Source organism: Mucilaginibacter sp. P2_A5 (assembly GCF_056404995.1).
In genome coordinates this window covers 38,034-59,041 of sequence record NZ_JBFUCY010000039.1, presented here as the reverse complement: position 1 = coordinate 59,041, position 21,008 = coordinate 38,034, and the positions used below count along the sequence as shown (strand labels likewise).

The 21,008-nt window shown below is 43.5% G+C and carries 17 protein-coding genes; 7 read left to right on the top strand and 10 right to left on the bottom strand.

Translation table 11 applies throughout. The features are described from left to right. Window positions 1-226: 226 nt before the first annotated feature. Entirely contained in the window at window positions 227-1,135 is a 909-nt protein-coding gene (locus AC1DXF_RS25830) for a serine hydrolase (RefSeq protein ID WP_477451586.1), read from the bottom strand. Window positions 1,136-1,195: 60 nt separating this feature from the next. Between AC1DXF_RS25830 and AC1DXF_RS25825 the strand changes: the two genes are divergently transcribed. Continuing rightward, entirely contained in the window at window positions 1,196-1,402 is a 207-nt protein-coding gene (locus AC1DXF_RS25825; RefSeq protein WP_477451585.1) for a DUF433 domain-containing protein, read from the top strand. A gap of 70 nt (window positions 1,403-1,472) precedes the next feature. Here AC1DXF_RS25825 and AC1DXF_RS25820 read toward each other — a convergent pair whose 3' ends face one another. Further along, window positions 1,473-1,700 (bottom strand): hypothetical protein, encoded by a 228-nt coding sequence (locus tag AC1DXF_RS25820; protein WP_477451584.1) that lies wholly within the window; start codon window positions 1,698-1,700, stop codon window positions 1,473-1,475. A gap of 192 nt (window positions 1,701-1,892) precedes the next feature. On the opposite strand from AC1DXF_RS25820, the gene lpxK reads away from it, so the two are divergent. From lpxK to AC1DXF_RS25805, 3 genes are read left to right on the top strand one after another with little or no spacing between them, the layout of a single operon-like run. Further along, entirely contained in the window at window positions 1,893-2,933 is a 1,041-nt protein-coding gene (gene lpxK / locus AC1DXF_RS25815) for a tetraacyldisaccharide 4'-kinase (protein ID WP_477451583.1), read from the top strand. Continuing rightward, window positions 2,917-3,732 carry a purine-nucleoside phosphorylase gene (locus AC1DXF_RS25810; protein WP_477451582.1) on the top strand — a complete coding sequence of 272 codons (816 nt, stop codon included), beginning with the start codon at window positions 2,917-2,919 and terminating at the stop codon, window positions 3,730-3,732. Before lpxK ends, AC1DXF_RS25810 begins: the two co-directional genes overlap by 17 nt. Then, the gene (locus AC1DXF_RS25805; protein ID WP_477451581.1) at window positions 3,732-5,828 is read left to right on the top strand and encodes a putative porin; all 2,097 of its coding nucleotides are present in this window, start codon (window positions 3,732-3,734) and stop codon (window positions 5,826-5,828) included. The genes AC1DXF_RS25810 and AC1DXF_RS25805 overlap by 1 nt, the downstream gene beginning before the upstream one ends. Window positions 5,829-6,216: 388 nt before the next feature. Here AC1DXF_RS25805 and AC1DXF_RS25800 read toward each other — a convergent pair whose 3' ends face one another. Further along, on the bottom strand, window positions 6,217-7,398 hold the full coding sequence (locus AC1DXF_RS25800; RefSeq protein WP_477451593.1) for an asparagine synthetase B: 1,182 nt from the start codon (window positions 7,396-7,398) through the stop codon (window positions 6,217-6,219). Window positions 7,399-7,735: 337 nt separating this feature from the next. Between AC1DXF_RS25800 and AC1DXF_RS25795 the strand changes: the two genes are divergently transcribed. Both AC1DXF_RS25795 and AC1DXF_RS25790 read left to right on the top strand, forming a co-directional pair. Continuing rightward, a complete protein-coding gene (locus AC1DXF_RS25795; RefSeq protein WP_477451580.1) occupies window positions 7,736-8,173 on the top strand; it encodes a peptidylprolyl isomerase in 438 nt (145 codons plus the stop codon). Between the two features lie 82 nt (window positions 8,174-8,255). Continuing rightward, window positions 8,256-8,774 carry a DUF5606 family protein gene (locus AC1DXF_RS25790; protein ID WP_477451579.1) on the top strand — a complete coding sequence of 173 codons (519 nt, stop codon included), beginning with the start codon at window positions 8,256-8,258 and terminating at the stop codon, window positions 8,772-8,774. Window positions 8,775-9,005: 231 nt separating this feature from the next. Here the strand turns inward: AC1DXF_RS25790 and AC1DXF_RS25785 are convergent, their stop codons facing one another. The 3 genes from AC1DXF_RS25785 to rlmH all read right to left on the bottom strand — a co-directional run bounded on the left by AC1DXF_RS25785 (window position 9,006) and on the right by rlmH (window position 11,729). Next, window positions 9,006-9,416: a Dabb family protein gene (locus AC1DXF_RS25785; RefSeq protein WP_477451578.1), complete on the bottom strand. Its 411-nt coding sequence runs from the start codon at window positions 9,414-9,416 to the stop codon at window positions 9,006-9,008. A gap of 675 nt (window positions 9,417-10,091) precedes the next feature. Then, window positions 10,092-11,024 carry a cation diffusion facilitator family transporter gene (locus AC1DXF_RS25780; RefSeq protein WP_477451577.1) on the bottom strand — a complete coding sequence of 311 codons (933 nt, stop codon included), beginning with the start codon at window positions 11,022-11,024 and terminating at the stop codon, window positions 10,092-10,094. Between the two features lie 231 nt (window positions 11,025-11,255). Then, complete coding sequence (gene rlmH, locus AC1DXF_RS25775; RefSeq protein WP_477451576.1) at window positions 11,256-11,729, bottom strand: 23S rRNA (pseudouridine(1915)-N(3))-methyltransferase RlmH; 474 nt, start codon at window positions 11,727-11,729, stop codon at window positions 11,256-11,258. Window positions 11,730-11,795: 66 nt separating this feature from the next. Between rlmH and AC1DXF_RS25770 the strand changes: the two genes are divergently transcribed. After that, a complete protein-coding gene (locus tag AC1DXF_RS25770) occupies window positions 11,796-13,604 on the top strand; it encodes a MutS-related protein (protein ID WP_477451575.1) in 1,809 nt (602 codons plus the stop codon). A gap of 419 nt (window positions 13,605-14,023) precedes the next feature. Here the strand turns inward: AC1DXF_RS25770 and AC1DXF_RS25765 are convergent, their stop codons facing one another. The 4 genes from AC1DXF_RS25765 to AC1DXF_RS25750 form a co-directional block, all read right to left on the bottom strand. After that, entirely contained in the window at window positions 14,024-16,570 is a 2,547-nt protein-coding gene (locus tag AC1DXF_RS25765) for a TonB-dependent receptor (RefSeq protein WP_477451574.1), read from the bottom strand. A gap of 130 nt (window positions 16,571-16,700) precedes the next feature. Then, window positions 16,701-17,648 carry an acyltransferase family protein gene (locus AC1DXF_RS25760; protein WP_477451573.1) on the bottom strand — a complete coding sequence of 316 codons (948 nt, stop codon included), beginning with the start codon at window positions 17,646-17,648 and terminating at the stop codon, window positions 16,701-16,703. A 316-nt stretch (window positions 17,649-17,964) separates the two neighbouring features. Further along, on the bottom strand, window positions 17,965-18,189 hold the full coding sequence (locus AC1DXF_RS25755) for a cysteine-rich CWC family protein (protein WP_477451572.1): 225 nt from the start codon (window positions 18,187-18,189) through the stop codon (window positions 17,965-17,967). Window positions 18,190-18,396: 207 nt separating this feature from the next. Next, on the bottom strand, window positions 18,397-20,769 hold the full coding sequence (locus tag AC1DXF_RS25750; RefSeq protein WP_090645134.1) for a ribonucleoside-diphosphate reductase subunit alpha: 2,373 nt from the start codon (window positions 20,767-20,769) through the stop codon (window positions 18,397-18,399). Window positions 20,770-21,008 lie beyond the last annotated feature (239 nt).

The window sequence follows — 21,008 nt, the reverse complement described above, 5'->3', positions numbered from 1 at the left end:
GGCAGTACGCGGTGAGGTCTAATGATGCAAATCGAAGCACATTCCTTGCCACCTGCTTTCAAAATCCTGTTCAGCGACGATTATTTGGTTCCCGAAACCCTCAGGGTCCTTTTGCAAAGAGACCCCGAGGGGACGTAAATGATTGTACAGCGACAATGACCAATGACAGCGAAGCGAAATGACCAATGACAAGCGTAGCGGCAATGACCAATGACTGCGCAGCAACCTATTCATTCAGCATAAATTTATCGACACCCTCTGCGGGTTTCCAGTCGCTGGTTGGTTCATAATAGTGCCATAGCAGGGCCGATATTTTTTTGATGAGCAGGCCGGCTTCATTGCTTGTTCCCCAGCTTTGATCGGTATTATGGTTGGTAATGATGGAAAAAACATAATCGCCATGTGGCGCATTTACCAGTACAGTTTCCGACCGCGAGGCGTCAACCGCGCCCTGCTTGGATATGGTATGCACATATGGCGGAATTTGCGACAGGGCGTGCTCGTCCCAGTAAATACGGCCCATATTACGATACATCCTTTCGCTGGCAGCAGGGCTTACAGCTTCGCCTTTTCTGATCATGGTAAACAGGCGGCACATTTCATAAGGTGTGCTAACGCCCCAGCCATATACTTTGCGGATAGCTTCGCGGCCTGCCACGCGCGAGTTTACCCGCATCACCTTAAAACCGTTTTGCTGCAGCCAGTTGTTAATATAGTCGCCACCAACCAGTTTTTGCAACCATAGGCTCGCGGTATTATCACTCATCGTGATCATCAGCATGGCCACTTTACTCAGCTGCACGGTATCCTTATCTTTAAACGAGCCTAAAAGATCCTCCCCGGCATATAAAAGCGAATCGCGGTAAACCAGTTTTTGGTTGTAATGCAGTTCTCCCTTTTCTATCTTATCCATCAGCCCGCATTGAATACTCACCTTGATCATACTGGCTGTGGGGAACAACGTATCGGCATTAATAGCAACGGTTTTACCCGTTTTAAGGTTTTGTACATAAATGCCTGCCTGGCCATGAAAATCTTTTATTGCCTCCTGCAATTGGGCAGTTAGTTTTTTATCGGTTTGGGCGAAGGTGGCTGTTGTCAGGAGTAAAAAAAGGGTGAGAAGTTTGAGTTTCATGAGCGAATTGTTTATCAAATGCAAAATACTTAGTAAAATCAATAATCGTATCTTTATTGTATGGATATTCAGTGGGTTATTAAGATAGATCAGGATATTTTAAGCGGAACGCCGGTATTTGCCGGTACACGCGTACCGGTCGAATCTCTCTTTGACCATTTAAAAGCAGGAATTTCTCTTGGGGAGTTCTTAGATGAATTCCCTTCCGTTAAAAAAGAGCAGGCGATGTTTTTGATTGATAAACAACAGCAATTAGATTTTACCTAAGCTGTTTTGTCCAACATCCTATCGTAACGCTGCAACAAATAGCCTTTAAATTTTTAGATTTGTTTCTTCTTTAAAAGGATAAATGAATAAACCATCGATTCCATGTTATTGCAAGGAACAAAGCAATTGTAAGCAACGTATTGCAAGCCTGCACAGTTTGCAATTGCCAGGGTACGGTACTCATGATATAGGTGGCAATACAAACACCGGCGTTGAACGCAGGCGAAGACTCACCCGGCGAGGCTGCGCCCGCCACCCTCTCTCCGGCTTCGCCGCAAAGAGGGGCTTGAAATTTCATTATTTTAGTTTTTTCAATAACGTGCTATCCATCGTTCAAGCCCCTCTTTCCACCGCAGGTGAAGAGAGGGTGGCGGGCGCAGCCTCGCCGGGTGAGTCTTCGCCGCTATGCGATATCCCCCATTTCCGCTTTAGAACTTCGCAAAATTCCATTTACTCCTAAACAAATGAGGCCTAATACTATTTATCCCATATGAAACTCCTCCGCTGGCTTCTATTCCCATTTTCACTCGTTTACGGCCTGGTTGTTACCATACGTAACTGGTGTTATGATGCGGGGATATTTAAAAGCACCGGTTTTAACCGTCCAATTATTGTGGTAGGTAACCTTGATGTTGGCGGCGCGGGTAAAAGCCCGATGACAGAGTACCTGGTACACCTTTTCAAGAATGATAAACCAACCATCCTTAGCCGTGGCTATGGGCGCAAAACCAAAGGCTTTTTGCTGGCCGGCGATAAACCCCAGGCATCGGTTATTGGCGATGAGCCGGCCCAGTTTAAACATAAATTCCCGAAGGTTACCGTTGCCGTGTGCGAAAAACGGGTTGAGGGCATACGGCAGTTAAAAGATAAATACAGCCTGGTAATTTTAGATGATGCCTACCAGCACCGTGCGCTTAAGCCTGGTTTTAGCATCCTGTTGTTTGATTATAACCGCCTTAACCAACCGCGTTTGGTGTTGCCCGCCGGCAACCTGCGCGAGCCGTTTAGTGGCCGCGATAGGGCCGATGTGATTGTCATCAGCAAATGCCCGGCTATACTGGCAGATGCTGAAATGGCTCTGATAAAAAAACATATTAAGCCCCTGCCCCACCAGGCATTGTTTTTTACAACTATAAACTACATGGCCTTGCGCAATATGGAAGGCACAACCGTTTATCAAAACATTGATGAGCAAACTACGGTGTTCCTGCTCACAGGCATTGCCAATCCGGCGCCTTTATTGTCGCATTTAAAAAAGTTCACATCACTTGTCAATCACCATAATTATCCCGACCATCACGAGTTTAGCTTAAAAAATATCAGTAAACTTGCCGATGATTTCTTTGCCTGCACATCACAAAAAAAGTTAATCATCACAACAGAAAAGGATGCGCAACGTTTAGGGGAACAGGAATTGCAATCAGCCGTAAAAAAGCTACCTGTTTTGGTACTGCCAATAGGTATCAGTTTTTTAAATAACGGCAAACAGCAGTTTGATAATTTAGTAACCGAATATGTTAGACAATATTGAAAGCACCGCCCGGTATATAAAAAACCGCATAGGCGATTTTGAACCCGAGGTTGGTATAATTTTAGGCACAGGCCTGGGTGGCCTTGTTAAAGAAATTGTAGTTGAAAAACAACTCATGTACTCCAACATTCCCGATTTTCCAATCTCGACATTGGAGTTTCATTCGGGCAAATTAATATTCGGTACGCTGGGTGGTGTAAAGGTTGTGGCCATGCAGGGCCGCCTGCACTATTACGAAGGCTATAACATGCAACAAATCACCTTCCCGGTAAGGGTGATGAAATACCTGGGCATCAAAACATTGTATGTATCAAATGCCAGTGGCGCCCTTAATCCCGATTTTAAGAAAGGCGACCTGATGGTTATTGCCGATCATATTAACCTGCAACCGCAAAACCCGCTTATCGGCAGAAATTACGAAGAGCTTGGCCCACGTTTTCCGGATATGAGCCAGCCTTACAAACGCGCGTTAATTGACAATGCTTTAAGTATTGCTGCGGCAAACAATATTACCTGCCATAAAGGAGTTTATGTTGCTGTAACCGGTCCTAATTTAGAAACCAAGGCCGAGTACACTTATTTAAGGATCATTGGCGGCGACGCTGTTGGCATGAGCACCGTACCCGAAGTTATTGTGGCAAACCATATGGGCATACCTGTATTCGCCATATCGGTATTAACTGATGAAGGTTATACCGATGTGCTGGAGCCGGTATCATTAGAAGAAATTATAAGAGTAGCCGAAGAAGCAGAACCAAAACTGACCCTGATACTCAAAAATCTGATAGCGGGTAATTAATGCATCATAAGCTCAAATATATTTTATTATTCCTGCTATGCTTTGGCATACAGTCGGCTTTTGCGCAATATGGTCAAACAAACCGGGCAAGGCCGTTATCAACACGCGATACGGTAAAAACTCAACGAAAAGTCAGCGATGATGAACTGCTGGATAGCCTGCGTAAAAGAGAAGACAATAAAAAAGACTCGGTAGTTTTTAGTTCCAAATTTATCCGCGTGACGATGGAACGCTTCCTGAGCGATAGCACACAAACTTTTGCGCTGGATACCGGCCTTTATAATTTTGAAAACTTCAGCCCGTTGGTTGATCCGCGCCATCCGCGCATTAGCCTGGGCTACAATGGCGTATCACAACGAAGCATGCTGTTTGAGCCCGACCAAACCATTGGTTTCAACACAGGCCTGCATTCGCTGGATGTATATGCCCTAAAACCACAGGATATTAAATATTATAACGCCAGGGTGGCTTTATCCAACCTAACGTTGTTTAACGCCTTTGGGAGTTCGGCCGAGCAGGTTTTTAAAATCCTTCATACACAAAATATAAAACCAAACTGGAATGTTGGCTTTAACCTTAACTTCAACGGATCGCGCGGGTTTTATAGTACAAGCAGCGTTTTGCAGCAAAATGTAAGCGATGTAAATGCCGCGCTTTTCACCTGGTACCAATCGCCAGGCAAGCGTTATAACTTGCTGGCCAACATCATTTACAATAACTTAAAAGCCCCCGAAACAGGATCTATCCTCAACGATACCCTTTTTACAGGCCAAAGTAACTCTCTGTTTTTCAAAAATTCGGCTCCGGTAAGGCTTCAAAACAGTTACCAGCAATGGACGGATAGAAGCCTGTATATAAAACAATTTTACTACCTGGGCCGCATCGATAGCTTAAATAAAGGCAAGGATAATTCAAAAATTTTGCCTACCCAGCGTGTGGCACACACCTTATTTGTTCAAAACAGTTCTTATAATTACCTGCAAACAAACCAGCCCGATACCTATAATGTATTCCCCGACTATTATTACAGCTATAACCGGTCAAGAGACTCGCTGGCAGTAACACATATTCAAAACGAATTTTCATACAGTTTTTATCTCCGGAGCAAATCGGTAAAGTTTGTAAAAAACGAAGTAAAACTCGATCTGGGCCTGGTGCATGACTTATATAATTACGCGCAATATGTAAGCGATACTACGCTAAACCAGTATGGGTATAAATATATCCATCAAAATAAAATGCAGAATAGCACCTTCCAGGATATCACCCTGAAAGCTAAATTCAGTTATCGTTTTAGCGACCGGCTCGGTCTTGAGGGCGATTTTAGGCAGATAGCCCAGGGCCGCGATTTCGGCGATTATTTTTATGGCGCAAGGCTTAATGTTGCGGGCAACGATAAAGCAGGTAAAATTATTTTAGAAGCATATTCGCAAAACAGCTCGCCTCCGCTCATTTATACCAACTGGATAAGTAACCATTACATTTTTCATAATAGCTTCAAAAACCAAAAAACAACCAGCGCGTCGTTCACCTATATCAATAACCCCTTGCAGCTGGATATCAAGGCCGAATATTTTTTAATTGCCGGGTACATGTATTTTACCGCGCAGACCGGCGGTATCGACGCCCACCCGGCCCAGTTGAGTAATGATATCAACCTGCTTAAAATAAGCCTTGGTAAAAATTTAAGCTACCGCAGCCTGCACTTTGATAACTACATAGTTTACCAGAAAACAGATTATCAATCAACCCTGCGCACGCCCGAGGTTTATACGTATAGCAACCTGTATTTCAGCCAAACGCTTTTCAATGTGCTTAAATCAAACTTTGGGGTGAGTGTAAGGTATAACACACCGTATGTAGCACCTTCATACGCGGTAGGCATTGGCCAGTTTTACAACGGGCCCGACGTTACCTTTACATCGTATCCTGTAGCATCGGTTTACTTTAAAGCCACCCTGCAACGCACCAACCTGTTCCTGATGTATGATTATGCCAACCAGGGCCTGCAAAGCAGAGGTTTTTACACCGTAAACCGCTACCCCATGCAAGATCATTTGCTAAAGTTTGGCGTAAGCTGGACGTTTTATAATTAGTTGTTCAGTTTGCAGTGGGCGGTTTGCAGTGGGCAGTAATTAGCAAAGTGCGGTGGGCAGTTTGACCGTAAGCAGCCTGCATAGATTATCTGGGGCGTATCCCTGCGGGCCGGGCTAACCGCTCATACTGCACAGGCATTAGGCGCAGGGCCGGTATCCGCTTTTATCCCTTACGCATTTGTCTGAACCGGGATTCATCTGATTTGTTGGATTATTTGGATTATGAATGGATTGATAAAGATGTTTACTAATCCACGATGACCGCATACAAATCAAATCCAAATAATCCAACAAATCAGATGAATCCGAGTTCAGACAAAATCACCTGCACATCTATAACCTGCACATCAAAAAGTCTTGATACTTGATACTAACTACTTACTACTGCCTAAGTTTTTTGTTTCTTCTTTTTAGCGGCCGGGAAAAGCACATTATTGAGGATCAGCCTATACCCTGCCGAGTTTGGGTGCAGCTTTAAGTCGGTTGGCGGATCGCCTACGGCGTGTTGAAAATCTTCAGGGTCATGGCCGCCGTAAAATGTCCATTGGCCTTTACCGTATTCGCCGTGGATATAGCGGGCTTCGTTGGCTGTTTTCATTTCGCCCATGATGGTTACGCCGGGTTTCAGCATACTTTTATTGTAGGCTGTGGTGAGGCCCATAAAGCCTTTTATCACTTTATCATGATCCTGGGTGAGCATGCTGGGCACTACATCCCATTTGGCCGAAAAATCAAACAGTGTAAAAAAATCACGTGCACGTTCAACCTGGCGGGTAGTAGTTACGTCAATGTTGCTAAACTGGTGCGACATAGGGTTCATATCCAGCGTAAAATTCTGGAAAGCGAAAGTCTGTGTAAAATCCAGTTTCGATTGGGCATCCGGGTCGGCCGCATCGCCATCAAACATCCGTTCGCAAATATCAGTATTGGATGCGGCCAGCGCAATATCAAACGTGTCTGTACCTGAGCACATAGCAAACAAAAAGCCGCCGCCGGCGCAAAAATCGCGAATGTTTTTGGCCACAGCCAGTTTCATTTGCGATACCTTTTTAAAACCAAGCTTATGGGCCAGTGCTTCCTGCCCTTTTACATCATCATTATACCATTGTGCAAACCTAAAGGCGCCGTAAAACTTGCTGTACTGCCCGGTAAAATCCTCGTGATGCAGGTGCAGCCAATCATATTTAGGCAGGTCGCCCCTGATCACTTCTTCATCATAAACCACATCGTAAGGGATCTCGGCATACTTTAAAACCAGCGTTACGGCGTCATCCCAGGGCAGTTTATTTTTTGGCGAATAAACAGCCATCTTAGGTGCCTTCTCCAACTTAACCACATCCATATTTACCGATGGATCGCTTACCTCGGTAATAATCTCGCTCACCTTGGCATCGGCCAGCACCTGGTAGCTTACCCCACGGATTTTGCACTCCTCCTCCATCTTCTGGTCGTACTTCATCATAAAGCTGCCGCCGCGATAATTAAGCAACCAATCAACTTCCTCTCCATTTTTTAAAGCCAGGAAAGCGATGCCATATGATTTCAGGTGATCCTTTTGCTCGTCATCCATAGGGATAAGGATAGAGGCAGCTTTTGCGAAGAAAGGTAAAAGGAGAAAGGCGAAAAGCAGGAATATAGGTGAAAGGCGAAAGGTGAAAGGCGAAAGGTATTTTTTATGTGGCTGATTATGCACCATTCGGTATGTATGTTAAATTGATTCGATTTATCAAATGTAACGAATAAACGGGTAATGTATTACCATGCAACCTAGTTCCTTTTATCCTTTGGAAATTACGTTTCAGTCGCGTTGCCCTTTACCTTTCGCCTTTACCCTTTTGCCTTCAAAATCCTTTTCCCTTTCACCTCAAATCATTACCTTTGCCAACTGTTTTCAAAAAAACAAAGAAATGAGCAAAGCAATAATCAAAACTGAAAAAGGCGACATGACCGTAGAATTTTACGATCAGGATGCCCCAAATACTGTAGCTAACTTTAAAAAATTAGCAAAATCAAACTTTTACGATAACGTTATCTTTCACCGCGTTATCCCTAACTTTATGGTACAAGGCGGCGATCCAACCGGTACCGGTGCTGGTGGCGCAGGCTACAAAATTGATTGCGAGTTGACAGGCGAAAATCAATACCATGACCGTGGAGTGCTTTCAATGGCACATGCCGGCCGCAACACAGGCAGCTCACAGTTTTTCATCTGCCACAATCGCACAAACACCGCTCACTTAGACCGTAACCACACCGTGTTTGGTAAAGTGATTGAAAACGTTGACATTGTTGACGCTATCCGCCAGGGCGATAAAATTTTAAGCATCGAAGTAATAGAAGAATAATTAGTTAAGAGTTGGGAGTTTTGAGTGATGAGTTAAACCTTTCACTCAAAACTCAATACTCAAAACTCACAACTGATAAAACATGAATTTACAAGGAATTGTAGCTGTATCTGGTAAACCGGGCTTATGGCGCGCTTTGGCCCAAAACAAAACCGGGTATGTATTGGAAAGCCTGGATGCCCAGAAAACAAAACTGGTGGCTAACCTATCAACAGCTAAACTGGCTGCCCTTACCGAAATAACTATTTTCGGCGTTGAAAATGACATCAGGCTTACGGATATTTTTGAGCAAATGAAAGCTGCTGCAAACGTACCCGACGCTAAAGCTGATGGTAAAAAAATGCGCGCCTTCTTTTACGAAGTAGCCCCGCAGCACGACGAAGAGAAAGTATATGCATCTGATATGAAAAAGATCATCGCCTGGTTCCAGATCCTTAAAGATCTGCCATTATTTAATGAGCCCGACCCAACCCAGGCGCCAACTCCCGAGGCCGAACCAGCCGAAGTTGAAGCGCCCGTTGCCGAAGCTGTAACCGCCGAACCGGAACCAGCTCCCGCCCCAAAGGCAAAAGCTAAAAAAGCCACAAAAAAAGCCGGGTAACCGGCTTTTTGCTTTTATAGGCAATCTCTTTTTCTGCTGTCATCACAACAACCATGTCATTGCGAGCGCAGCGCGGCAATCGCGAACTGTGCAAGTCCGCCCTGTATAGTTCGCGATTGCTTCGTTCCTCGCAATGACATAGACTGCATTAAAAACACCTCTAATAATCAGTGACTTACAAACACATCAATTTAAGGAACGAAGCAATGAGGACTTATTTAGAATCTTCACCTATGCTTCCACAGCGTCATAAACGATCACCTTTTCCCAAAGGTGGCTGCAATTTTTGATGAATTCCAGGTGTAAGGGATGGGTTTGATAAGTTGCCTGCCCGGCCAGATCGCTGAAAAACATCAGTTCAGATACTCCCCAGCTGTTATCAACAACGTCGCGCTTTTCGGTGCTGGCAACAACACCTACACGCAGTTTTTTAACGGTTTCTATTTTCGACAGGGTTTTAACGCCTGCAACCAGTTTATCCCTGTCTTCAACCGAACCGGGATTTTTAAGCCAGAAAAACACATGGTGTATTACCGGCCACTCTTCTTTTTGATCTATCATTGGCATTGCTGATGCTACAGCTGTCCCTGCTGCCAGGGCGGCCGTAGTGGTTATAAATTTTCGTCTGTTGGTAGTGCTCATGATCAGGATAAATAATGAGCGGTAAATTAGGAAGAATTATTTAAAATTTGATAACATGAGGAATATCAAACCTCCTCTTCGAACATTTCTGGCTTAAGCTGTTAAAGTATAAACAATTCCATCAGTTTCTTAACTGGCAACAGGCGTATATTTAACCACAGCCATCTACAGGTCAGGCATCAGAGAGTACTGATCTGCGTATGACTGACTGTTAAGGCATAGTAGTTTTACGATATCACGGTATACAGAAGTACATAAATAACAATAGGCAGTACGTTAAGAACTACCCACATAGCAGTTTTGGGGTTAAGGGGTTTAGATTGTATAAACCGGGAAAGCGCGATCAAATAAAATATGTAATAGATAATCAGCGTACCAAACGTAAATCCAACAATTCCAGCCCCCAACTCGAGGTCATCTGTTGTTGAAAAAAGATAAACCGGGTAAATTATAAATATGAATATTTCAATACATGCAATAATTGAAATATAGTTTAAAACATTTGACTTTTTCATAGAATATGGTCTTCTTTTTAAGCAACGTTTTCACGTTATCCAATAAGTGCTTTAATCCCGACAAATATTCTCCAATCTAATAGACATTTGTTTTTTTATAAACTCAACGTCGCCGGTAACATTTGGTTAGTTTGATTGATAATCATTATCTATCTACTACCTACGCACACTCTGGCTGCCCGCACTTTTCATCGGCAAACTCCGGCTCAAAGGTGCTGTGGTTTATCTCCATGTGTTGCAAACGATGACGGAGGTCATGTTTAATACTATCAAAATCGGCCATATTCTCTGGTTTGATAACCAGGTGGGCGGTTAGCGCATTCTCAGTAGTGCTAAGCGCCCATACGTGCATGTGGTGCACATCTACCACACCTTTGCCTTTCATCAGCTCGGCTTTAATTTTTTCCACGTCCATTTCGGCAGGTACGCCGTCCATTTCCAGGCGCAAGCTGTCTTTTAACAGGCCCCAGGTGCCGCGTAATATCACAATGGCAATAACGATACTCACAACGCTATCTATCCAATACAGGCTGGTAAAATAGATGATAATGCCCGATACAACAACGCCAAGCGATACAATGGCATCTACCGCCATATGCAGGTAAGCGCCTTTAATATTCAGGTCGGTATCTTTATCCTTCACAAAAAGCCACGCTGTAAGGGCATTAATGCCGATGCCTATAAAAGCTACCCAGGCCATGGTACCGCCCGATACTGTCTGGGGGTTTAAAAAACGCATCACCGCTTCATAAACAATAAAGCCGACCGCTACAAACAGGATCACGGCATTAAAAAAAGACACAATGATGGTCGACCGTTTATAGCCGTAGGTATACTTGCTGTTGGCACTTACCTTAGTGAGCTTAAAAGCCAGCAGGGCTAAAGCCAGGGAAGCTACGTCGCTCAGGTTATGGCCGGCATCGGTTAACAACGACAGCGAATGTGTCATAAAACCGGCTATGGTTTCAATAATTACAAAAGCCGAGTTTAATATAATGCCTACAATAAAGGCCGTATTCAAATGGTCCAGCTTGGGGGCATGGTCATGATGATGCCCTCCGTGCGAGTGAGAATGTGAATGATCGTGACCCATAGCGCAAAGGTAGGGGATTAATTTGAGGATGTGCTAATTTGAAGATTTGAAAATGGCCGACTTAATCATAAATTCATGTAACCTGTACATATAATCATCATTTTTCTGAACCGGAATTTATAGAATTAAAGAATTAACATAATTCAGGAAACCAGTCAAATTTTAAAAATTTAAATAATTCCACTAATTCTATAAATTCTGGTTCAGACAATTTTCAAATTTTCAAATTCCCTACTCGTGATGATACGGCTCCCCCTTCAAAATGGTATACGCCCGGTAAAGCTGTTCTACAAAAAACAGGCGGACCATCTGGTGCGAGAAGGTCATTCTCGACAATGAAATTTTATCGTTGGCACGTTGGTATACCGATTGGTCGAACCCATAGGGACCGCCAATAACAAATATCAGGTTGGCCGATAAACTGATCTCCTTTTTATTAATATAGGCCGCAAACTGGGTCGATGTATATTCGTTTCCCTTCTCGTCCATCAAAACCACGTGATCAAGCGGACTTATCTTTTTCAGGATAAGCTCGGCCTCTTTTGCTTTTTGCTGGTCGGCGGTAAGTGCTTTGGTATTTTTTAGCTCATTAATTTCCACCAGTTCCAGTTTGGTGTAATGCTTCAGGCGCTTTACATATTTATCAATGCCCTCTTTTAAATAGGCATCTTCGGTTTTGCCAACGGTTAAAAACGTGATCTTCATATCTCAAACAAATAAACGTTTATTTAAAATATATGTGTTTATTTAGCCACAACTTTTTTACCAGGTATGCAACAGGATATTATCACGAATTATGAACAACGCGCCGATGCCGCACAGCAGGAAGCCGCCAAATATAAAAAGCTTGCCAATACGTATTCGTTATTGAGGCTCAGCATCTTCGCCCTTATTGTGGTGGCTATCAGTGTAGCTGTGCAACAGGATAATTTTACCATTGTGGCAGTGGCCTTTGTGGTGCTTGTTTTTGCATTTGCGTGGCTGGTATCGCGCCAGGGCCGGTTTGAAAAATTGAAACAGTATTACGACGACCTGCAAAAAGTAAACCTGAACGAGATTGCCAGCATCCAAACCCACGCCAATATGTATAACGATGGCGCCCGCTTTGGCAACGAAAAACACTATTACACCTCCGACCTGGATATTTTTGGCAATGCCTCGCTTTACCAATTGGTTAACCGCACAGCTACATCAACCGGCAATAATAAGCTTGCCGATTGGTTTGATAAGCCTGCAACCAAACCCATCATTTTACAACGGCAGGAAGCGGTTAAAGAAATAGCCACCAAAAACGACTGGAAACTGGCCATGCAAACCCGGTTGGTGTTTGCCATTCAGCAGGATGTAAACCAGCTTAAAAACCTGTTTAAGTACCTGCACCTGCCGCTTGATATGCCCGGCGAAAAATGGCTTGCCAAGTATGCCAAAATAGCGCCGTATTTATTCACTGGTGTTTTGATACTTACCTGGTTTACCCCTTATGCAAGGCTGGCTGCCATTATAATAGGTATTGCCAATATGGGTATTGTGTTTTCGAAAGCCATGTACATAAGCAAAGCCGACATGATTGCCGGCAAAATTGGCGATACCCTAAACAAATATGCCGACGTTTTTAAACAGGTAGAGGAAGAGCCATGGCAGGCAAGTTATAATGCCTCGCTTGCCGGATTGTTAAAAACGAGCCAAACCTCCAACAAAATAAAAGAGCTAGCCAACCTGATCAACAAACTCAATTATCATCTTAACATGATTGTTGGCTTTGTGCTTAACCTGTTCTTTTTGTGGGATATCCGCCAGGTTATTGCCATTGAAAACTGGAAACGCCAGAATAACGAAAGCCTGGAAGCCGCCTTTGATGTTATTGCCGAATTTGAAGCGCTTATTAGCCTGGCAGGTCTGGCCATTAACTACCCGGATTGGGCTTACCCGCAAATTGACGACAGGTCAGGTTACACGCTTATAGCCCAATCACTTGCCCACCCGCTTATTGACGCCACCAAGCGCATCGAAAATAACTATGAACTGGAGGATACGCACAAGATAGATATCATCACAGGCTCAAATATGGCGGGCAAGAGCACCTTTTTGCGCACCATAGGCATCAATACCGTACTGGCGCTTTGCGGCGCTCCTGTGTGCGCTAAAAGCATGCGCGTGTCGGTTATCACCATGATTAGCTACATGCGGATTAAAGATTCACTCAACGAAAGCACATCAACCTTCAAAGCCGAACTCGACCGCCTGCAAATGCTGCTGGCCGCGGTAGAGAATGAGCCTAAGATCTTTTTCCTGATTGACGAAATGCTGCGCGGCACCAATTCTGTTGATAAATACCTCGGTTCCAAAGCGGTTATCGAGCAGCTGATCCGCAAAAACGCGGTAGGCATGGTGGCCACGCATGATTTGCAGATTGCCCGGTTGGAAGATAAGTATCCCGATTATGTACGCAACTTCTATTTCGACATACAGGTAAAAGATGGCGAAATGCTGTTTGACTACAAGATCAAACACGGCGAGTGCAAAACCTTTAATGCATCGTTGCTTTTGAAACAGATAGGGATTGATGTGCAAGCGGAGTAGAACCAAGAGCCAAGAGTCAAGAGCCAGGACGCCTCCAGAACGGCATTGCGAATATCCATCAGGACGATCCTGAAAAAAATGGGGATTACGCGTTTGCTTTAGGGCCTCACAACAACCATGTCATTGCGAGCGCAGCGTGGCAATCGCGAACTATCCCGGTCCGCCCTGTATAGTTCGCGATTGCTTCGTTCCTCGCAATGACATAGATTATTAAAAAAACAACTCTGACAATCAGCATTTTGTAAACACACCATTACAAGAAGTAGCAACTTAGCAACAACATAATTACAAGTAAAAAAAGGGCCGGAAGATCAACTCTCCCGGCCCCTATATTTTCAAGTCTTAATTCTTGATTCTTAACTCTTGACTCTATTTTCCCCAAAAGTCTTGATACTTGATACAAACTACTTGATACTATCTTATCGTCCTCCCGCCGGTGTACCGCCCTGGCCACCGCCCTGGTCGCCTTGTTTAAGGTCATCGTTGTTTACGCCTTTTTTCTGTTGTTGCGGGTTGCTGAAGCTCAGCTTACCAAAGCTGTAGCTAAATGTGATACCAAACGAGCGGAAAGGGAACGCGGTTGAGCTTTTTAATGAGAACGCGTCGCTGCTTATGTTTTGGTCGAAGTGTTTGTCGCGGGCAAATGGCTGTACGGTGTTAAAGCCGATAGCCAGTTTTTTATCCATAAACTGTTTCTTTAAACCAAAGGCATAAATACCAAAAGCCGGGCTGGTACCTTGTATGGTACGGCGGGCCGAGTTGGTAAAGCCAAACAATTCGGCCAAAAAGTTATGCGGGAACTGGTATGATGCACTTCCGAAAGCTGAGTATTGGAAATAAACCCCCGTTGCCGAAGCTTTGTCTTTATAAGCATCAAATATGGTTGGGTTATAGGTATAACCATTGATGCTTGCCCTTATGGTTAAAGGTTTTATCGGGTTTATCGACCCAAAGAAGCTTGCGCCAAACGAGTTATTTTTACCAATATTCTGATAAGCGGTACGGGTTGCATGCACCACCTGGTTACGGATGGTTTCGGTAAGCGTATCGGCTATACCCTCAATCATGTTGTTGGTATTTTTGTAATAAACCGAGAAGTTGATAACCGATGATTTAACAAATTTGTTAATGTTCAGTTCTACTGTTTGTGATACTTCGGGCGCCAGGTTCACGTTACCAACCGATTGGCTTTGTATCGAGCTGCGGTTAATAAACGGATTTAAAAACTGCAGGCTTGGCCTTTGTATACGTTTGCTGTACGATAGTTTAAGCGTTTGGCTGCCCAGTTGTTTCTGTATAGTTAAACTTGGAATATAAGTTGTGTAGCTGGTGCTAAACGGACTTAAGTTTTGGTACAGGTCGCCCACCTTGTCCGGGTCCTGGTAAGGGTTCTGCGGATCGCCTTTTATCCTGGTATTTTCTACACGGCCACCTACCAGTAAAGAATAGCTTTTTGGCAAGGTGAAGGTTAAAACGGTATAACCGGCATATACATTCTGCGTATAATCGTACAGGTTCGAGTTCAATGAATCGCGTACCGCGTTATTACCGTCAGTATCTGTATCAAATATATCATAGTTACTGTTTATACGGCGTTGTATGGTTTTACCGCCGGCCTCAATTTTTACTACTTTACTTACCGGCAAAGTGTAATCGGCCTGGAAAGTATATTCGTTGTTTTTACCGTTGTTGGTGCCTGTTTGGCTTGGGTTAACCGCTTTAAATATGCTGCTATAATTTGTTTTGATAATACTGTGGCTCCACTGGCCCGAAAGCGTAAACTCCTCGCCCTCTTTTTTAAACTTGTGCGTATAATCCAAATTCCAATCAAAACCACCAAAATGATTGTTGGACCTGGTAGTACTGGTATAATGCGTTAGCAAGCTGCCCACTTGTATATTATTTTCACCGTCTCCCTTTATATTAAAACCACCATCATTAAGCCTGAAGGTACTGTTAAAGCTATTGAACGCGTTAACCTCATAGCCCATAGTTACCGAGCTTATGACGCCATGCCTTTTAATACGGCTTGTGGATTTGTTAAAGTTATGGCGGGTTATACTGCCATCGGCACCTTTAAACTGCTGATCGAATGTGGTGGTTGATGTTTGCGGCCAGGTTAAGTTACCGCCGGCATTAATGCCCAGGCTAAACCTGTTTTTGTTGTAGTTAAGGTTAACGTTGCCATTGTTTTGGCGTGTACCCACACCACCGCTTACCGAACCGCTGATGCCCGATACATTTTTTTGTTTGGTAATGATGTTGATGATACCACCAGAACCTTCGGCATCATATTTTGCAGATGGGGACGTCACTACCTCGATGCTCTTGATCTGATCGGCAGGGATGGTTTTCAACACATCCGATAAACTGGCCGATGTGGCGCCGGATGGTTTACCGTTAATCAAAACTTTAACATTCTGATCGCCGCGGATAGATACGTTACCGTTAATATCAACATTTACCAAAGGCACCTTTTGCAATACATCCGTAGCGTTGCCACCAGCAGATGTAAGGTCTTTTTCGGCATTGTAAACAATCTTATCTATCTTGTTTTCTACCAATGGCGCCTGGCCAACAACATTAACGGTTGCCAGTGTTTTTGATCCTGGCGACAAATAAACCGTATTCAGTTTAGCATCGGGTTTTGAAGCTGTAGTTACCACAGGATCTATGGTTTTTGATGGATAACCAAGAAAAGAAATTACCAGTTTGTAGCTTCCTGGCTTTACATTATCTATCTTAAAACTACCTTTCGAATCGGTTAAAACACCATTTATGGGCGATTTACCGCCGCTGCGATACAGGCCTACGGAGGTATAATCCATAGGTTGTTTGGTAACAGAATCTATTACAGTACCAGAAATGCGGCCAACAACAGTGGGGCCACCACCACCAACCCCAAATTGAGCTTTAGCCGAGATGGCAAAACAGATTAGAGCTATAAAAAAGTAAAAACGTTTCATTTGTGCGTATTTTCGTAATTGGAGGCGAAAATACTTCAAATGTTACACCCCAATCCTTTATTTTTTTGATAAAATGCTAATTGTCATGTACATGTTACACTAAGATGAGATAACAGCAAACGATAATAAACTATATGTTATAATTCACCTGTTTTGATAATTTCAAACAAGGCTTCTCAACCAGTAAATAAAATCCCCAGGCAAATAAAATGCTCACGCCAAGGCCCGTTAAAAATTCTATCCCTTTAAAAAACAATGATTTAGGCAACAGCATACCCAGGTAAACAACCAGGTTACTGCCAATGATATCATGGGTGAGGTACAGCGAAAATGAAATTTTAGAAAGAAAGCTGATAATGGGGTAACTTTTTAAAGGCAACAACAATATACCCAGGGCAAGTAATGCAGCGCAGGTTTGCGCCAAACCAACCGAATGCGCGCTGCAAACGGCAATTAAAACACCAAATAAAAGCGTCCCCATCAAAGTTTGCCCTTTTACCCGGTATAAATAATATAAAATACCCAGCGCGAACACCGGGAAGCTATTGATTAAAGTGTTGCCCGGCACCGTTAAAAATACCGGTAAAATACTTAGCAACAATAACAGCCAGGCCCCCCACCTACCCGTAAACCATGGAAAGCAAAGCGCCACGAACAGGTAAAATTGGAACTCGATGCCCAATGTCCAATAAACGGGGCTTAGGTATGGCTGCCCCAAAAAGCTATTAAGATAGGCCAGGTGACAAACCGCGTTAACCCAATCGGGCCGGTAATGGGCCACCCAAAAAAAGTTCATGATGATGGCCATTATTATTGAGATGATGTACGGCGGCTCGATCCGGATAACCCGCTTCAGGATAAAGCGGCCGCCCAGTTTCCAGCTATAATTTTCGGGGATGGCCCAGCAAATGATAAAACCCGATAACAGGAAAAACATATAAACACCCAGCCATCCATAATTTAAAACCGGCAAGGTTTTGCCACCCAAATGGTACAGCGTTACAACAAGCGAAGCTATCGCCCGGATATAATCAACCTGTTGTATGTGTGGTTTTTGTTTTGTGCTGATAGCGGCCATGGTTAACCGGCGGGATTGTTTATGCTGTTGGCGCTAAGATATTGTTTTTAAATTAGGAGATTGGGGTTAATAACAAAACAATCGCTTCTAAAAGGAGGCACCTACGGAGCCCAGATACAATAAAATAGTTTGCTATAAACACGTAACTCCGCTGGAGTTGAGAACAGCCAGCTATTGACTCCGTAGGAGTCCCGTGTTTATAGCTTATCACAAAAACCTTTATTTGGCTCCGTAGGTGCCTCCTATCGATTGTTAATTTTAAAAACTACGCTCTAAAAGGCAAAAATGATTAAGTTATAAACAGAGGTGCATCAAACTACCCTATAGCCGCCCTATATTCCTGCTGAACCAGCAACAAACAGTTAGCACATAAACACCCCTCATACAACTCACTCACATACTGCACCTCGTTTAGCGTAAGCTGCACGGTGCTACACTGGCACTTGGTGAATGAATTGGCTTTACATTCAAAAGGCGCCTCACAGCGTTCGCAACGGATGATTTCGTGTTTGGGGTGCATGCTTATTTGTTCATGGTTCATGGATAATAGTTCATGGCCATTTGCTGATACGAAAGTAGGGAATGTTGGTATGATTAATAAAATATCAATGTCATTAAAATAAAAGGATCGTTAACTATAGATTTTAACATTAATTCTATCGACTAAAAGGATGTTTTAAACAAAAAAGTCCATGAACTATAGCTTTTAAAACTATGGTCCATGGACTATCGTCTATCGACTAAAAACTTACGCCGAACAAGTAACGCAACCTTCTTCCATCGAGCAGCTTGGGCCTTCTGGTACGTTGTCGGCCATTTGGTCTACATGGTCTGGAATAACTGGCTCCATGTTTGATCCGCCCTGGTTTTCAACGGTAAACTTAACAGCTTGCGAAGCGGCTTGTGTACGCAGGTAGTACATACCTGTTTTTAAGCCTTTTTTCCATGCGTAAAAGTGCATTGAAGTTAGCTTTGAAGCATTTGGTGCGTTGATGAACAGGTTTAATGATTGCGACTGGCAAACATAAGCGCCCCTATCGGCAGCCATATCAATGATGTTACGCATCTTAATTTCCCAAACTGTTTTGTACAGTTCTTTAATAGCTGATGGTATCTCGGCAATATCCTGAACAGATCCGTTTGCAGTGATGATCTTATCTTTCATCGCAGGGGTCCATAAACCAAGGTTAACCAAATCGCGCAGCAGGTATTTATTTACCACAATAAACTCTCCACTTAATACACGGCGGGTGTAAATATTTGAGGTATATGGCTCAAAACACTCATTGTTACCCAATATTTGTGATGTTGATGCTGTTGGCATTGGCGCTACTAACAGCGAGTTACGCACACCATGGTTCATTACATCAAGGCGCAGGTTTTCCCAATCCCAACGGGTGCTTGCGGGGGCTACATTCCATAAATCAAACTGGAATTTACCTTTTGATAACGGCGAACCCTGGAAGGTTTCGTAAGGGCCATCTTTGATAGCCAAATCTTTTGAAGCCGTCATGGCAGCAAAGTAAATGGTTTCAAAAATCTCTTTGTTCAGTTGTTTAGCTTCATCGCTTTCAAACGGCATACGCAGCTGGATAAAAGTATCGGCCAAACCTTGCACACCTAAACCAATTGGGCGGTGACGCAGGTTGGAGTATTCAGCTTCTTTAACCGGGTAGTAGTTATAATCGATGATCTTGTTCAGGTTTAAAGTAGCCTGGTAAGTAACATCGTATAATTTGTTATGATCAAACGTGCCGTTGTTAATGTAGCGTGGCAATGCTAATGAAGCCAGGTTACAAACCGCAATCTCGTTAGCATCGGTGTACTCCATAATTTCGGTACAAAGGTTTGAGCTTTTGATAGTACCTAAATTTTGCTGGTTCGATTTGCTGTTGGCAGCATCTTTATACAACAGGTATGGTGTACCGGTTTCAACCTGGGCATCCAATACCGCAAACCACAACTCCTGTGCTTTGATGGTACGGCGCGCGCGGCCTTCTTTTTCGTATTTGGTATAAAGGGCCACAAACTCATCGCCAAAGCAATCGGCCAGGCCTGGTGCTTCATGCGGGCAAAACAAGCTCCACTCTTCGTTGGCTTCAACGCGCTGCATAAACAAGTCGGACACCCAAAGGGCGTAAAACAAATCGCGGGCGCGCATTTCTTCTTTACCGTGGTTTTTACGCAGATCTAAAAATTCAAAGATATCTGCATGCCATGGCTCTAAATAAATAGCGAAAGCGCCTTTACGCTTGCCACCACCCTGGTCAACATAACGGGCGGTATCGTTAAATACACGTAGCATAGGGATAATACCGTTGCTGGTGCCGTTGGTACCGCTGATGTATGAACCTGTAGCACGCACATTGTGGATGCTTAGGCCAATACCGCCTGCGCTTTGCGATATTTTTGCTGTTTGTTTTAAAGTATCGTAAATACCATCAATGCTATCATCTTTCATGGTTAACAGGAAGCATGACGACATCTGCGGTTTTGGCGTACCGGCATTAAATAAAGTAGGTGTAGCGTGTGTAAACCAACGCTCGCTCATCAGGTGGTAAGTTTTGATGGCGCTTTCCACATCCTCTTTATGGATACCAACAGATACGCGCATAAACAGGTGCTGCGGACGTTCAACAATTTTACCATCTACCTTTAACAGGTACGATTTTTCGAGGGTTTTAAAACCAAAATAATCAAAACCAAAGTCGCGGTCGTAAATGATGGTGCTATCCAACAGTTCGGCATTTTTCTCAATCACTTCCCAAACATCATCGGCAATTAACGAAGCATTTTTGCCGGTTTTGCTATCCACGTAATTGTACAGGATGCGCATAGTTTCAGAGAACGACTTGATGGTGTTTTTGTGCAGGTTTGATACTGCAATACGCGATGCCAGCAAAGCATAATCAGGATGCTTCGTTGTTAATGATGCAGCAGTTTCGGCAGCAAGGTTATCAAGTTCGGATGTGGTTACACCATCAAACAAACCTTCAATTACCTTTTTTGCCACATCAATCGGGTCAACCAGGTTGAACCCATAGCACAGTTTTTCAATACGTGCCGTGATCTTGTCGAATTTTACCGACTCTTTTCTACCGTCTCTTTTTACTACAAGCATTTTTAATGGGTATTTAGTAGTTAGTATCAAGTAGCAAGACTTGGTCTAACCTGTGTATATATGTATATGTTATTTTTAGTATCAAGTAATTAGTATCAAGTATCAAGACTTTCTATTAACCACCTTTTTTAGTATCAAGTAGTTAGTATCAAGTATCAAGACCTTTTATTAACCACTTAGTGTGATGTTTTCATTTGATTGTTGTAGTTAGTATCAAGTGTCCAGTTTCCCGCGTTCTC

Coding starts and splice junctions, on each gene's coding strand:
- AC1DXF_RS25830 (WP_477451586.1), bottom strand. CDS start 1,135: ATGAAACTCAAACTTCTCACCCTTTTTTTACTCCTGACAACAGCCACC.
- AC1DXF_RS25825 (WP_477451585.1), top strand. CDS start 1,196: ATGGATATTCAGTGGGTTATTAAGATAGATCAGGATATTTTAAGCGGA.
- AC1DXF_RS25820 (WP_477451584.1), bottom strand. CDS start 1,700: ATGAAATTTCAAGCCCCTCTTTGCGGCGAAGCCGGAGAGAGGGTGGCG.
- lpxK (WP_477451583.1), top strand. CDS start 1,893: ATGAAACTCCTCCGCTGGCTTCTATTCCCATTTTCACTCGTTTACGGC.
- AC1DXF_RS25810 (WP_477451582.1), top strand. CDS start 2,917: ATGTTAGACAATATTGAAAGCACCGCCCGGTATATAAAAAACCGCATA.
- AC1DXF_RS25805 (WP_477451581.1), top strand. CDS start 3,732: ATGCATCATAAGCTCAAATATATTTTATTATTCCTGCTATGCTTTGGC.
- AC1DXF_RS25800 (WP_477451593.1), bottom strand. CDS start 7,398: ATGGATGACGAGCAAAAGGATCACCTGAAATCATATGGCATCGCTTTC.
- AC1DXF_RS25795 (WP_477451580.1), top strand. CDS start 7,736: ATGAGCAAAGCAATAATCAAAACTGAAAAAGGCGACATGACCGTAGAA.
- AC1DXF_RS25790 (WP_477451579.1), top strand. CDS start 8,256: ATGAATTTACAAGGAATTGTAGCTGTATCTGGTAAACCGGGCTTATGG.
- AC1DXF_RS25785 (WP_477451578.1), bottom strand. CDS start 9,416: ATGAGCACTACCAACAGACGAAAATTTATAACCACTACGGCCGCCCTG.
- AC1DXF_RS25780 (WP_477451577.1), bottom strand. CDS start 11,024: ATGGGTCACGATCATTCACATTCTCACTCGCACGGAGGGCATCATCAT.
- rlmH (WP_477451576.1), bottom strand. CDS start 11,729: ATGAAGATCACGTTTTTAACCGTTGGCAAAACCGAAGATGCCTATTTA.
- AC1DXF_RS25770 (WP_477451575.1), top strand. CDS start 11,796: ATGCAACAGGATATTATCACGAATTATGAACAACGCGCCGATGCCGCA.
- AC1DXF_RS25765 (WP_477451574.1), bottom strand. CDS start 16,570: ATGAAACGTTTTTACTTTTTTATAGCTCTAATCTGTTTTGCCATCTCG.
- AC1DXF_RS25760 (WP_477451573.1), bottom strand. CDS start 17,648: ATGGCCGCTATCAGCACAAAACAAAAACCACACATACAACAGGTTGAT.
- AC1DXF_RS25755 (WP_477451572.1), bottom strand. CDS start 18,189: ATGAACCATGAACAAATAAGCATGCACCCCAAACACGAAATCATCCGT.
- AC1DXF_RS25750 (WP_090645134.1), bottom strand. CDS start 20,769: ATGCTTGTAGTAAAAAGAGACGGTAGAAAAGAGTCGGTAAAATTCGAC.